Below are 14,595 nucleotides of genomic sequence, written 5' to 3'. Positions count from 1 at the left end.
GCCGCCCTCGTTCAGTGAGTGGGCTTATAGAACTAACCCCTTTTCCAAGTCAACACACCAAAACAAAGTTTTTTGACAATTTTGTAACAGGTTGATTCGACAGGTGTTTTTGTCGGTCGCCATTATCCACAGGGTGCCTTTTCGGAGCGATTTCCCGAAAATTTCTTTATCAGCTGGTCAAAAATCCATCGGAAAGACGCTTCTCGGCAGGGAAAGGTGACGAAAAAACAGCGGCTTGAGCGGATTTATGGTTAACAGAAGATTAAACTGCCTTACCTCGCGAGCTTCAAATTTCCGTCACATACCCAGCGGCTGACATTTCGGAACCAATCTCCGTTTTAGGTGTTGTCTTTCCCATTGAAGGAAGGAGACCGACATGGCTGCCAACACCGATGATATCAGAGCATCTGTCAGCAAAGACATCGCCGCACTTCAACAGGAAGTCTCGCGCCTGCAGAAGATGATTTCCGCTCAAGGGGCCGAAGCCTATTACGAGGTGCGCGGACGCGCCGGCAAAGCTTATGACGAAGCCCTGCCTCGGGCCAAGAACGCCGTCGCCCAGATCAAGGCCGAAGGGGCCTCTGCTGCCGGCGCTGCCCGCGAGCATCCGACCGCCGCGACCACTGCGCTGATACTCGCCGGCGCCATTGGATTCCTCGCCGGATATCTGCTTTCAGGCAGCCCGCAGCCGCAGCCTCGCCATTGGTGGCGCTAAAGTCGCCACATCCGCTTAAAAAGCATACTTTTTACGCACTCGCCGATCCATTTTTCGTAGGGTGCGTAAATGCTTACGTCTTACAAAAACCAATTTTTAATGCGAGCCATGGGAACATAAAAAACGAAGGGAGGACTACCATGGAAAACAAGAGGGCCAACTGCATCATCGAAGTCAGCGTCGACGGCGCCAATGGTCGTCACGCGGTCGGCATCATGAATATGCGTCAGGCACTCGACCTGCCGGAAATGCCAAGCCTGTCCTACACGCATCCGGACCCGGTCAAGGCCGCCGCCGGTATTGTCGTCAGCCGCAAGGAGCTGGCCGGATTCATGGTCTGCCGCTGAGGCAACCTGCCCCCATCGAACCCTGGCGGCGCTTTATCCGGAAGCGCTGAGCGTCTTTTGCGGCGCCTTATATTCCCCTCGTTTTTTATTCGCCTTGCTGGCATCCTTCTGCGGTTCGTGCCAAGAGACGGCATCAAAAGCAGAACAAGGACGGCAGATGAGGGAGCGGCGCCCCCCACATAAGACGCGTGAGCGGACAAAGCTCGCCGACAACGCCGCCGGCAAGCGGGTCACCCTTCCCCGCGCCCTTTCCAAGCTCGGTTATTGCTCCCGCACGCAGGCCGAGCGCCTGATTGCCGAAAACCGTGTCGTCGTCGACGGCCGCGCCGTCACCGATATTTCCGCGTGGGTCGATCTTGCAACGGCAAGGATCAGCGTCGACGGCCTTGCTATCGCTGCCGAGACGAAAATCTACCTGATGCTCAACAAGCCGCGCGGGCTCGTTACCACCCGCCATGATCCCGAAGGCAGGCCGACGGTCTATGATTGCCTCAGGGATTTCGACATCCCGCACCTCTCCCCCGTCGGCCGGCTCGACAAGGCCAGCGAGGGCCTGCTGCTTTTCACCAACGACACCGAATTTGCCCAGATCCTGCTCGATCCCGTCACCCATGTGACGAAAACCTATCATGTTCAGATCGACCGCATCATGGATGACGAGGCGATTGCAGCCATGACATCGGGCATTCGCCACGATGGTGAGTTGCTGACGGCAACCGCCGCGCGGCGCCTGCGCCAGGGCGACCGGAACTCATGGATCGAGGTCGAACTCGACGAGGGCCGCAATCGCCAGATCCGCCGCATGCTGGAGGCGCTCGGGACGGAATGTCTGCGCCTCGTGCGCGTCGCAATCGGCGGGCTCGAACTTGGCGAACTGCCGAAAGGCGCCGCGCGCGCGCTGACCGAGACGGAATTGCAGTCGCTGCGGCGGAAAACCGGCATCGAAAAGGCAAGACGCAATTGACCGATGTGACCGGCATGGCGCCGCATGATTTCTGGCAGGAGATTCATCCGCCCGGCACCTTTGCTGGCGATGGCGAATTCGCTTCCTTCTATGTCGCCACGCTGGAGGATGGCCGCCAGCTTCGCCTGCCGATCCGCGTGCTGGCGGATGGCAATCATGCCCTCGCCTCGCTGATCGTCAATCAGGCAGGCTTCGCCGTGCTCGATACGCTCGCCGAAAGTCTCGCCGAAAAGATCAGGCCCATGCGCATCGATGTCGTCGCCGGCCTGCCGACGCTCGGCCTGACGCTGGCCGCCGCCGTAGCGCAGAAGCTTGGTCATAACAGGTACGTTCCGCTCGGCACCTCACGCAAATTTTGGTACCGCGACGAGCTCTCCGTCGCCCTGTCCTCGATCACTACGCCGACGCAGCAGAAACGCCTCTATATCGATCCGCGCATGCTACCGCTGCTGAACGGACGGCGCGTCGCTTTGATCGACGACGTCATTTCCAGCGGCGCCTCGATCGTCGCCGCTCTTGATCTGCTGACCGCCTGCGGTATCGAACCGGTCGTCATCGGCGCCGCCATGCTGCAATCGGAGCGCTGGCGCGAAAAGCTGACGGACGCCGGACCGCAATGGGCCGCACGCACCGTCGGCGTCTTCGCAACGCCCTTTCTGGAGCGAAACGCTGCAGGCCGGTGGCAGGCACCAGCGGCCTGAGACAAGATATTGCAGTCCCGCCTGTCGGCGCCTCTGTACAGCACAAGAGGAACGATTACAGTCCGGCCTCATCGATGAAACACCGGATCTGCCCATGTCATTCGAGCAAGCATCCCTGCTGATCCTTCTGCTGGCGATGCTCGTTCTCTTCTCACTCGATCGCTTCCGCATCGAGGTGGTCTCGATCGCCGGTCTGCTTGCCGGCCATGCACTTGGCCTTTATCCCGCCGATCGGATCTTCACGGGTTTCGCCAGCCCCGTCGTCGTCACCGTCGTCGAGATCCTGCTGATCGTCCAGGTGCTGGCGCGCGCCAGGCTCTTCGACAGTCTCGCTGCCCGTTTCGCGGCCACGGAACCTTCAAGTTTCCAGGTCATCTCAGGCACGTCTTTGCTTGCCGGCTTCATCTCCATCTTCATGAACAATATCGGTGCCTTTGCGATCACCCTGCCGGTGGCGCTGCGGCTCGGTGCGGCTCTGGCGATCCCCCGCCGTCAGTTCGTCATGCCGGTCTCGTTCGCAGCCCTGCTCGGCGGTCTCGTTTCGCTGATCGGCACGCCAGCCAACCTGCTCGTCAGCAATGCACTCGGCGAGGCAACCGGAACCGGCTTTCACTTCTTCGATTTCGCCTATGTCGGCCTGCCGGTCGCAGTTGCCGGCATAATGCTGATCGCCCTTCGCGTGCAGCGGCTGTTTCCAGAGCCCGACGAGGCGCCGGCGACGATCTCGCCGGCGACGCGCCGCATCGTCGTCGAGCGCCGCATCCCCGAGGCTTCGCCGCTGGTCGGCGTGAGGCTTTCCGATTGTCCGGCCCGCTTCGGCATCAAAGCCCACGCGCTGATCCGCGGCGACAATTTCGTCTTCGGACCGCTCGAGCAATCGGTGATCGCGGCCGGCGACGTGCTGCTTGCCGAAGGCAGCGATGCGGTCTTTGCCGGTCTTGCCGCCGCGCAGGCGCTGATGGCCGATATCAATCCGCACGGCCTGCGGCCGGATTTCTTCCGCGTCGAAAGCGTCGTCATGCCGGAAAGCACGCTGGTCGGTTCGCGGATTCGCTCGCTCGAAATCTTTCACAGTCGCGGTGTCGCGGTCACCGCTCTTTCCATGCGCACGCCGCGCATCGAGGGCCGCTTCCTCGACCTGCAACTATCGATCGGCGATATATTGACGTTGGAGGGGCCGCGTATGGCGATCGCCGAAGCGCTCGAAGAAAGCGAGTGCCTGCCGCTTGCCTCGGCTGCTTCGACCGAACCAGCCTCGCTCTCCTGGCGGCCCCTAGCGCTCTTTGCCTGCGGCGTCGTCGCCTCCGCGGCCGGCCTGCGTCCCGACGTCGCCTTTGCCGGCGTCGTGCTCGCGCTCGCCCTGCTCAATCATCTGAACATCCGCCAGGCGATGGCCGATCTCAACTGGCCGATCATTATCATGTTGGCAGCGATGATCCCGATCGGTCAGGCGGTGGCAAGCACCGGGACGGCCGAAACCATCGCCGGCTGGTTGAGCCTCGTCGTGCCGATCACCCAGCCGCTCTTCGGCGTCGCCCTCATCCTCTTCCTCGCCATGGCGTTGACGCCCTTCGTCAACAACGCAACGGTCGCTATCGTCCTGACCCCGGTCGCCCTGGAATTTGCAAGAACCGGCCAGCATGCGCCGCGTGCCTATCTGATCGCGGTCGCCGCTGGCGCCTCGCTCGATTTCCTGACGCCTTTCGGCCACCACAACAACACGCTGGCCATGGGCATCGGCGGCTACCGCTTCAGCGACTTCCTGCGCGCCGGCTGGCCGCTTGCCGTTACAAGTTATGGCCTCGCCTTGTTTCTCCTGGCTCTGTTCTGGCTGTGATGCGATACTCTTCGATACGATACTTGGGGGCTACCTTGACTTCCCGGCCACGAAACGACAGGAAGCCTTCACTCAATCACAAGGACAATCGAGCGCCGTGCGAATTCTCTCCGAAGCCCATTTCCCGGAACTGCCGAACTATTATCGCGGCAAGGTGCGCGAGAATTACGACCTTCCGGACGGACGCCGGATTATCATCAGCACCGACCGGCTGAGCGCTTTCGACCGTATCCTCACCTGTATTCCCTATAAGGGCCAGGTGCTGACGCAGACGGCGCGCTACTGGTTCGAGGCGACGAAGGACATCTGCCCCAACCACGTTCTCGATTATCCGGATGCCAATGTCGTCATCGGCAAGCGGCTCGACATCCTGCCGGTCGAAATCGTCGTGCGCGGTTATCTCGCCGGCACCACCGGGACCTCGATCCTGACGCTCTACAAGAAGGGCGAGCGCGAGATGTACGGCATGCGCCTGCCCGACGGCATGCGCGACAACCAGATCCTGCCCGAACCCGTCATCACCCCGACCAGCAAGGAATTCGACGGCGGCCATGATGAGCCGCTGACGCCTGCCGAAATCGTCACGCGCGGCCTTCTCACTGCCGAGCAATGGCAGAGATTGTCGACATACGCGCTCGCCCTCTTTGCCCGCGGCCAGGAGATGGCGGCAAAACGCGGCCTGATCCTTGTCGACACCAAATATGAATTCGGCACCGATAGCGACGGCAATATCATTCTCGCCGACGAGATCCACACACCCGACAGCAGCCGCTACTGGCTTGCCGAAAGCTATCCGGCAAGCTTTGCCGCCGGAAAACGTCCGGAAAGTTTCGACAAGGACTTCGTCCGTGCCTGGGTGGCCGAGCGCTGCGATCCCTATAAGGACGAGATCCCCGAAATCCCCGTCGAACTGATCGAGCAGACCTCGGCCGTCTATATCAAGGCTTACGAGGCGATTACCGGCGAGCGCTTTGTCCCCGACAATAGCCACGATACACCGCTTGCCCGTGTTCGAAGCAACCTTGCCCCCTATTTCGCTTGAAAAGACGACAGACAATAGCGCTAGCATCAAAAGGGGATACCGGGCTCGGCCCGGCGGGGGACGGATGATAAAAAGGCCGAGACGCAAGGCCGAAGAAACGCGCGAGGATATTCTCTCCATGGCGGAGGTGCTGTTTCGCCAGCGCGGCTACGTCGCCGTGTCGATCGCCGACATCGCCGGCGCACTGCACATGTCGCCCGCCAATGTCTTCAAGCATTTCCATTCCAAGGTCGCGCTGATCGACGCGATCGCCGGACGCCATCTCGACAATGCCACCGAGCGTTTCGCAGCTTTCGAGCAGGACCTGCCGCCGAAGCAGCAACTGCTCCGCTTCGTCCTGCGCCTGCTGGAAGGCCATCTGCAGGACATCCAGAACAACCCCTACATTTTCGAAATGGTGCTTTCGACGATCGAGGCCAAACTTGAGGCCGGCAATCGCTATCGTGCCCGAATCGAGCACAAGCTCGGCGAAATCATCCGCGAAGGCATGGCGGAAGGACGTTATCAGTGCAGCGATCCCGAACGCGCCGCACGCACCGTCGCAGACGTGCTGGCCTGCGTATTGCACCCGATCCTGATTGCCCGCGACGACAAGGAAACCCTCGTCCACCGTGCCGAGGACATTGTCGGCTTCGTCGATGCCGCATTGCAAAATAACGCTTGCTAAGTGACGATTGCTAACTTACGTCACTTCGTAAAGCCTTATATAAGCCTGCGCTCGGTCCAGCCGAGCCCGTGGATCGAACGGCAATTGTCACCGCACTGGGAATTCAGAATGATACGGCGCGCCCTCCTCATCTCCTCGGCTCTGGCGTTCGGCGCGTTGCTCGCAGCCTGCAGCGACAATGCCGGCAAACCTGCCGGCAATACCGGCGCGGGCGCGGCACAGCAGGCAGCCCCGGTCGGCGTGATCACGCTGAAGAAGGACAGTTTCCCGATCACCACGATCCTTCCCGGCCGCGCCGAAACCTTCCAGACAGCCGATATCCGGCCGCAGGTGAGCGGCATCATCCGAGAGATCGCCTTTAAGGAAGGCGGAGAAATCAAGAAGGACGATCTTCTCTACCAGATCGAGGATGCGCCCTATATCGCTGCCGTCGAACAGGCCAAGGCGGCAATCTCCAAGGCGCAAGCGAGCGTGCCGAGCGCCGAAAGCAATCTCGACCGCTACCAGCGTCTCGTCGGCAGCGGCGCCACCCAGATCGAATTCGAAACGGCCAAGACGACGCTGCTCCAGGCCAAGGCCGAGGTGGAATCGACCAAAGCCGCGCTTGCCGCCGCGCAGATCGATCTCGATCACACCCGGATCGTCGCCCCCTTCGACGGTGTCATCGACCAGACGGCCTATAACGTCGGCAACGTCGTCTCGGCCAACCAGACGACGGCGCTGACGACGATCCGCCAGCTCGATCCGATCTATATCTCGCTGACGGAATCGAGCACCAACCTCCTGAAGCTGCGCGATGCGATGGCCGCCGGGGACATCAAGGGCGCAGACAATGTCGCCTTCCACCTGATCCTCGAAGACGGCAAGGAATATAACCAGCAGGGCAAGCTCGACATGTCGAAGCAGGTGGTCAGCGAGACCACCGGCACCTTCATCATCCGCGTGCTCTTTCCCAACCCCGACCGCATCGTCCTGCCTGGCATGTATGTCCGGGCAACCGTCGAGCTCGGCGCCGAGACCGGTTATGCGCTGCCGCAGCTGGCGACGAGCCGTGACGCCAATGGCCGGCTGACGGCACAGTTCATATCCGCCGACGGCAAGGTCGAAACCCGCGCCTTCGAGAACAGCTCACCCTCCAACAATTCCTGGCTCGTGACCGAAGGCATCAAAGACGGCGATCAGCTGATCGTCAGCGGCCTGCAGTCGATCACGGCGGGCATGCCGGTAAAGCCGGTCCCGATGAAGATCAACGACAACGGCGTGGTCATGCCTGCTGAGCAGCCCGCGGCCGGTGATACGCAGAAGCCCGCAGCGAAATAATCGCTTCGAGCCCGCATCGTCACCGTCTCAGCCGCACAGGAACAACCGATGGCCAAGTTTTTCATCCGACGTCCGATTTTCGCCTGGGTCATTGCGATCACCATCATGCTCGCCGGCCTGCTGGCGATCTTCACTTTGTCGATCTCGCAATATCCCGACATCGCCCCGACGACGGTCCGCATCAATGCCACCTATCGGGGCGCCAGCGCCGAGACCGTCGAGAAATCGGTGACGACGATCATCGAGGATGGCATGACCGGCCTCGACGACCTCACCTACATGACCTCCACCTCGTCGACCGGTTCAGCCAGCATCCAGCTCACCTTCGGAACGAGCGTCAATCCCGATATCGCCCAGGTGCAGGTGCAGAACAAGCTGCAGCTGGTTCAGTCGCAGCTGCCAAGCGACGTCATCGATGCCGGCATCAGCGTTACCCGCTCGACTTCGAGCATTCTTCTCGTCGGCTCGCTCGTTTCGACCGACGGCAAGCGCAACTCGGTCGACCTCGGCAATATCATGTCGACCTCGATCGAGGATCAGATCCAGCGCCTGGAAGGTGTGGGCAGCATCAACGTCTTCGGTTCGGGTTACGCCATGCGTGTCTGGCTCGACCCGTTCAAGCTGCTGAAGTACCAGCTGACGCCGAGCGACGTTACGTCGGCCATCCAGGCGCAGAATACACAGGTCTCCGTCGGTTCGCTCGGCGCCCAGCCGGCGATGTCAGGCCAGCAGATCAACGTCACCATCACTGCCCAAAGCCAGCTGACCACCGTCGCCGATTTCGAGCACATCATTCTCAAGGTCGAAAAGGACGGCGCGACGGTGCGCCTGAGTGATGTCTCGCGCATCGAGATCGGCCAGGAAAGCTACGGCGGTGGTTCGCGGTATAACGGCCAGCCGTCAACCGGTTTTGCCGTCAACCTGGCGATCGGCGCAAACGCCATCGATACCGCGGCCCGCGTCCGCTCCGCTCTCGAGGTCATCGGCCGCGGCCTGCCGGCGGGCGTGGAGATCACCTATCCCTACGACACGACGCCCTTCGTGGAATTGTCGATCGAGAAGGTCGTGCACACGCTGATCGAAGCGATCGTGCTCGTCTTCGTCGTGCTGCTTATCTTCCTGCAGAACCTGCGAGCGACGCTGATCCCGACGATTGCCGTTCCCGTCGTGCTGCTCGGCACTTTCGGGGTGCTGGCGGTCACCGGCTACTCGATCAACACCCTGACGATGTTTGCCATGGTGCTGGCGATCGGCCTTCTCGTCGACGACGCCATCGTCGTCGTCGAAAACGTCGAGCGCATCATGTCCGAAGAGAAGCTTTCGCCGCTGGAGGCGACGGAAAAATCGATGGGCGAGATCACCGGCGCCATTGTTGGCATTGCGCTCGTGCTGACCGCCGTCTTTATCCCAATGGCCTTCTTCGGCGGCTCCACAGGCATCATCTATCGCCAGTTCTCGATCACCATCGTCTCGGCCATGCTGCTGTCGGCCCTCGTCGCCCTCGTGCTGACGCCCGCCCTTTGCGCCATGATGCTGAAGCCGGTCAGCGAACACCGGAAGCACCGCGTCGGCGACTGGTTCAACCGCAACTTCACGCGCTCCACCAACGGTTATATCAGCACCATCGGCTATCTCCTGAAGCGGCCGATCCGCGTCATGCTGGTCTTCCTGCTTGTCGGCGCCGGCTGCGCCTATCTCTTCACCCGCCTGCCGAGCTCCTTCCTGCCGCAGGAAGACCAGGGCGTGCTGCTGACCATCGTCACCACGCCGCCGGGTTCGACAACGCAGCAGACCCAGGCGGTCGTCGAGAAAGTCGAAAATTACTATCGCCAGAATGAAAAGGATGCTGTCGAATCGGTGTTCGGCGCGCTTGGTTTCGGCTTCAACGGCTCCGGTCAGAACAGCGCCATCGTCTTCACCAAGCTCAAGGATTTCTCCAAGCGCACCGATCCGAATCTGAGCGCACAGTCGGTCGTCAGCCGCGCGTTGCGCAACTTCTTTGCCATCCGCGAGGCGCAGGTCTTCGCGCTCCTGCCGCCGGCGATCCAGGGTCTCGGCGTGTCGAGCGGCTTTTCCATGTATCTCGTCGATACCGGCGGCCACGGCAACGACGCCCTGACGGCCGCCTCCAAGCGGCTGATCCAGATGGGTAATACCTCGGGCAAGATCGTTGCGCTGCGCAGCAGCAACAAGGAAGTCGAGCCGCAGATGCGCATCGTGCTCGATCAGGAAAAGATCGGCGCCATGGGCGTCGATATCGCCTCGGTCAACTCGATGCTGTCGATCATCTTCACCGGCCGCGACGTCAACGACTTCACGCTGAACGGCGAGATCAAGCCGGTCTATGTCCAGGGCGATGCGCCCTTCCGCATGCAGCCGGATGATCTCAACCATTGGTACGCTCGCAATACCGCCGGCGAAATGGTGCCCTTCTCCGCCTTTACCAAGACGGAATGGGTGAAAGGCGCGCCATCCCTTGCCCGTTTCAACGCCGTCAGCGCCATTCCGCTCGATGGCGCTTCCGCACCCGGTGTCTCCTCCGGCGATGCGATGAACGAAATGGAAGCACTGACCGAACAGCTCGGCGGCGGTTATACGGTCGCCTGGCAGGGTATCTCCTATCAGGAGCGCCTTTCCGGTTCGCAGGCGCCGATGCTCTATGCGATCTCGGTTCTCGTGGTCTTCCTCTGCCTGGCGGCGCTTTACGAAAGCTGGTCGATCCCGTTCTCGGTGATCATGGCGGTGCCGGTCGGCATTCTCGGGGCGCTGACGGCCGCGACCCTGTTCGGTCAGGCGAACGACGTCTATTTCAAGGTCGGCCTGCTCACCACCATAGGGCTGGCGGCAAAGAACGCGATCCTGATCGTCGAATTCGCCAAGGATCGCATGGAAAGCGGCATGGGGCTCTACGAAGCTACGCTGGAGGCGGCACGATTGCGCCTACGGCCGATCATCATGACCTCCCTTGCCTTCATTCTCGGCGTCGTGCCGTTGGCGATCGCGACAGGCGCGGGCTCGGCGGCACAAAACGCCATCGGCATCGGCGTTCTCGGCGGCATGCTGGCGGCGACGATGCTCGGAATTTTCTTCGTGCCGTCCTTTTTCGTTGTCATCCGACGCATCTTTGCCACACGCGGCAAAAATGCGGCAGGAGTGTGATAAAAATGCACTGTGATAATGCTGTTCCGATTGCTACATTGCGCCCGACTGCTTCGGTGTGTGTATTTTTGGTAGGACGAGGCGCGGTTGCGTTAGTGAAGCATGAAGCTTCGGACAAGAATTGACTTGCTCGAGTACAGGAAGAAATGAATGGTATCTCTTCGTTTTGCCACCCCGGCATTATTGTTGTTGTTGTCGGGCTGCGTTGTTGGCCCGGATCATGTTCCTCCTGAAATGCCGCTGCCCGCCAAATTCGGAGAAGGCGGAACGAAGAGCGATGGTGATGTTGCTACCGCAGCCTGGTGGACCGCCTTCAACGATTCGCGGCTGAACGGCTACGTCAACGCCGGCCTTGAGCAGAACCTGACAGTCCAGCAGGCGATCGAACGCATCAATGCGGCCTCCGCCGCTGTCACGACCGCCGGAGCCGGCGCCCTGCCGAACCTGACCGTCGGCGGCTCGCACACGGTGAGCGGCCAGAGAGGCGAGCTGCGCACGCAGTTCGACACGCGCAACACCAGCGGCGGCGACGTTCAGCTGAGCTGGCTGCTCGATCTCTTCGGCCTCTACAAGCGCAGCACCGAAAGCGCTCTCGCCTCGCTCGATGCCGCTTACTCATCGGCCGATGTTGCCAAGCTGACGCTGATCCAGGATCTCGTCTCGAGCTATATCGACGTTCGCTATTACCAGCAGCGCCTGGCGCTTTCGAAGGCCAACCTGAAGTCTCGTCAGGAGACCTACGAGCTCACCAAGTTCCAGCTCGAAGCTGGTGCCGCCTCGCGTCTCGACGTCGTTCAGGCCGAAGGCCTGGTGCAGTCGACGCTTGCCGAAATTCCCGGCCTCGAAACCAATATCCGCGTATCGGCCCATCACATCGCTACGCTGCTCGGCCTGCCGGCCTCTGCCCTCGTCGATGAACTGCTGAAGGGCGCCGGTCAGCCGGTATTCCGCGGCGGCATCACCTCCGGCATCCCGGCAGACCTGATCCGCAACCGTCCCGACATTCGTGTGGCGGAACGTGATCTCGCTGCCGCGACCGCCAATATCGGCGTCGCCCAGGCGCAGCTCTATCCGAGCATCTCGCTCAGCGGCTCGATCTCGCCGTCCTACATCAACCAGCGTGGTATCCATGGCGGCCTGACGCCTTGGTCCTTCGGCCCGACCCTCAACCTGCCGATCTTCGACGGCGGCCGTCTGCGCGCCAACGTCAAGTCGGCGCAGTCCGATGCCGCCACGGCCTACCTCAACTGGAAGTCGACGGTGCTGACCGCGGTCGAACAGGTCGAGAACGCGCTTGCGGCTGTCCGCCGCGACGCCCGCACGGTCGCCGCACTTCAGGCACAGGTCAAGACCACGCAGGAAACACTCGAACTTTCCACCGCATCCTACAAGGACGGCGCCTCTTCGCTGCTCGACGTTCTCGACGCGCAGCGCCAGGTTTCGCTGGCCCAGGCCAGCCTTGCCCAGTCCGTCCAGCAGATGGCCAAGGACTACGTCTCGCTCAACATCGCAGTCGGCGGCGGCTATGCGCCCGGCGGCAAGACGATCGCACCGGCCAAGCCCGTGCCGGCTGCGAAGCCGGCCAAGAGCTGATCGGCAGCCTGCCTTTTTTGAAAATCCCAAACCCCGCGATCGCCTCGCGGGGTTTTTTCATGCCCGCGGAATTCGCTTCTGGGATAATTACGCATAAGATGAATTTGGATTCGACAAGATTGCAAAGTCGAGTTAAAGGCTTTGCTTAAACGATTAATCAGAGCGCCATCGATCATGCCTCAATCGCGCCCCGGACCGAACCTCAGCAGGATAGCGACGTCGCTCGGCGTCTCGGTCGCCACTGTCTCCAACGCGCTTTCCGGCAAGGGCCGGGTCTCCGGCCAACTGATCGAAAAAATCCGCGAGCACGCAGCCGAGCTCGGTTATGTTCCGAGCCAGGCCGGCCGGGCACTTAGGACCGGCCGCAGCGGCGTTCTCGGCCTGGTGCTCCCGGATATCGCCAATCCTCTGTTTCCGAAGATCGCACAGGCGATCGAATTCGCCGCCTCCGCCGCCGGTTACGGCGTGCTGATCGCTGATTCCCGCGGCGATGCCGCCACCCAGACCGAGGCGATCAATCGGCTCGTCGAGCGTAGCGTCGATGGCATGATCATCATTCCCCGCCGCGCCACCCGTATTTCGGCCGCCGCCTGTCCGGTCGCCGTCATCGACACCGCCTCGACGCCAGGCAACACTGTGGCGGCCGACCATTGGCAAGGCGGCCGCGAAATCGCCGATCACCTGACCGGCCTTGGCCATCGCCGCATCCTCATCATCGGCAACAATCAGGAATCCAACGTCCAGAACGATCGTGCCGGCGGCATTCGCTCCGGCATGCGCCCGGGCATGCATGCGGAAACGCTGTGGATCGACAGGTTGGAGCAGGCTGGCGGAATCGGCTGCCCGCTCGGCCTCGCTGAAAAGGTGAGACAGGGTTTCACCGCCTTCGCAGCCCTGTCCGACCTCCAGGCCCTACGAGCGCTGACGGAACTGCAGCAGGCCGGCATCAACATCCCCACTGACGTCAGCGTCACCGGCTTCGACGATCTGATCTGGTCGCCCGTCGTCACGCCGTCGCTGACAACCATGCGGATGGACATGGACAGGATTGCCGAGATTGCCGTGTCGGCGCTGACGGATGCCATCAAAACGAGGGTCACCCGGGAGGGCATGCTCGTGACCGCTGAGACCGGCCGTGTCGCCATGCAACTGATCGTCCGCCAATCATCCGGGCCTTGCGGACCCGGCACTAAAAATCTCAGAGATGGAGAACATGTAGGATGAAAAAAGCTGTCATTGCCTCGGTGGCGCTCTCCGCACTGTCGCCGCTTGCTGCATCCGCGGCGGAACGGACGCTGACCATTTCCGTCTATGCCTTTGCCCAGGACGATTTCAAGACGCTGGTCTACGATCCGTTCGAAGCCAAATGCGGCTGCAAGCTCGTGGTCGAAACCGGCAACAGCGTCGAACGACTGGCCAAGATGGAGGCCAACAAGGCCAATCCCGTCGTCGATCTCGCCGCCGTTTCGATGGCCGATGCACTGGCCGCCTCCCGCGCCGGGCTGATCGACAAAGTCGATACCGCGACACTTTCCAATTTCGCCAAGCTCTACGACATCGCCAAGGATCCGAACGGCGACGGCATGAGCGTCGGTTATACCTTCTACGCCACCTCGATCGCCTATCGCTCCGACAAGATGAAGATCGACTCCTGGGCCGATCTCCTGAAGCCGGAATATATCGGCCATGTCGCCTTTCCGAACGTGACCACCAATCAGGGGCCGCCTGCGCTCTATATGCTGGGCCAGGCGCTTGGCAAGGACACGCCCGATCTGAAAGGACCGATCGAAGCGCTGGGCGAGAAGAAGGACGAGATCGTTACCTTCTACGAAAAATCCTCGCAGCTCGTCCAACTGATGCAGCAGGAGGAGATCTGGGCAGCGCCGATCGGCCGTTTCTCCTGGGCAGGCTTCACCAAGCTCGACGTCCCGGTCGCCTGGGCGACGCCGAAGGAGGGCCAGACCGGTGGCATGAACGTGCTGGTGCTGGCCAAGGGTTCGAAAAACCAGGATCTCGCCTTGCAGTTCATGGATTTCTGGCTCTCGACCGACATCCAGACCAAGCTCGCCGAAAAGCTGATCGACAGCCCCGCCAACAGCGAGGTCAAGCTGTCCGAGGCTGCGGCCAACAACCTCACCTATGGCGAGGCGACGGCCAGGAGCCTCAAGCTGATCCCGTCAGCCGTCGCCCTCGACAATCGCGCCGGCTGGCTGAAGACGTGGAACGAGAAGGTCGGCCAGTAGGGTCCGT

At 61.4% G+C, this 14,595-nt stretch carries 11 protein-coding genes and 1 pseudogene; all 12 read left to right on the top strand.

The features are described 5' to 3' along the window. The first annotated feature begins 376 nt into the window (after positions 1-376). Positions 377-715 (top strand): hypothetical protein, encoded by a 339-nt coding sequence (locus GGD57_RS16850; protein ID WP_184471476.1) that lies wholly within the window; start codon positions 377-379, stop codon positions 713-715. A 140-nt stretch (positions 716-855) separates the two neighbouring features. Continuing rightward, entirely contained in the window at positions 856-1,062 is a 207-nt protein-coding gene (locus GGD57_RS16845) for a hypothetical protein (RefSeq protein WP_007631295.1), read from the top strand. Positions 1,063-1,219: 157 nt separating this feature from the next. Beyond that, the gene (locus tag GGD57_RS16840; protein ID WP_184471475.1) at positions 1,220-2,026 is read left to right on the top strand and encodes a pseudouridine synthase; all 807 of its coding nucleotides are present in this window, start codon (positions 1,220-1,222) and stop codon (positions 2,024-2,026) included. 14 nt (positions 2,027-2,040) lie between these two features. After that, entirely contained in the window at positions 2,041-2,727 is a 687-nt protein-coding gene (locus tag GGD57_RS16835) for a phosphoribosyltransferase (RefSeq protein ID WP_184471484.1), read from the top strand. Positions 2,728-2,821: 94 nt separating this feature from the next. Next, the gene (locus GGD57_RS16830; RefSeq protein WP_184471474.1) at positions 2,822-4,564 is read left to right on the top strand and encodes an SLC13 family permease; all 1,743 of its coding nucleotides are present in this window, start codon (positions 2,822-2,824) and stop codon (positions 4,562-4,564) included. A 97-nt stretch (positions 4,565-4,661) separates the two neighbouring features. Next, on the top strand, positions 4,662-5,606 hold the full coding sequence (locus GGD57_RS16825; RefSeq protein WP_184471473.1) for a phosphoribosylaminoimidazolesuccinocarboxamide synthase: 945 nt from the start codon (positions 4,662-4,664) through the stop codon (positions 5,604-5,606). 64 nt (positions 5,607-5,670) lie between these two features. Beyond that, the gene (locus tag GGD57_RS16820; protein ID WP_184471472.1) at positions 5,671-6,273 is read left to right on the top strand and encodes a TetR family transcriptional regulator; all 603 of its coding nucleotides are present in this window, start codon (positions 5,671-5,673) and stop codon (positions 6,271-6,273) included. A 108-nt stretch (positions 6,274-6,381) separates the two neighbouring features. Beyond that, positions 6,382-7,593 (top strand): efflux RND transporter periplasmic adaptor subunit, encoded by a 1,212-nt coding sequence (locus GGD57_RS16815; protein WP_184471471.1) that lies wholly within the window; start codon positions 6,382-6,384, stop codon positions 7,591-7,593. A gap of 48 nt (positions 7,594-7,641) precedes the next feature. Then, positions 7,642-10,752 carry an efflux RND transporter permease subunit gene (locus GGD57_RS16810; protein ID WP_184471470.1) on the top strand — a complete coding sequence of 1,037 codons (3,111 nt, stop codon included), beginning with the start codon at positions 7,642-7,644 and terminating at the stop codon, positions 10,750-10,752. A 150-nt stretch (positions 10,753-10,902) separates the two neighbouring features. Next, positions 10,903-12,345: an efflux transporter outer membrane subunit gene (locus GGD57_RS16805; RefSeq protein ID WP_184471469.1), complete on the top strand. Its 1,443-nt coding sequence runs from the start codon at positions 10,903-10,905 to the stop codon at positions 12,343-12,345. A 174-nt stretch (positions 12,346-12,519) separates the two neighbouring features. Beyond that, positions 12,520-13,564: pseudogene (locus GGD57_RS16800) on the top strand (LacI family DNA-binding transcriptional regulator). Between the two features lies 1 nt (position 13,565). Continuing rightward, on the top strand, positions 13,566-14,588 hold the full coding sequence (locus GGD57_RS16795) for an ABC transporter substrate-binding protein (RefSeq protein WP_184471467.1): 1,023 nt from the start codon (positions 13,566-13,568) through the stop codon (positions 14,586-14,588). Positions 14,589-14,595: the final 7 nt, after the last annotated feature.

This window comes from Rhizobium esperanzae (assembly GCF_014197615.1).
Classification (GTDB): domain Bacteria; phylum Pseudomonadota; class Alphaproteobacteria; order Rhizobiales; family Rhizobiaceae; genus Rhizobium; species Rhizobium esperanzae_A.
The sequence above is the reverse complement of the archived record's forward strand: the minus strand, read 5'-3'. Positions and strand labels throughout refer to the sequence as shown.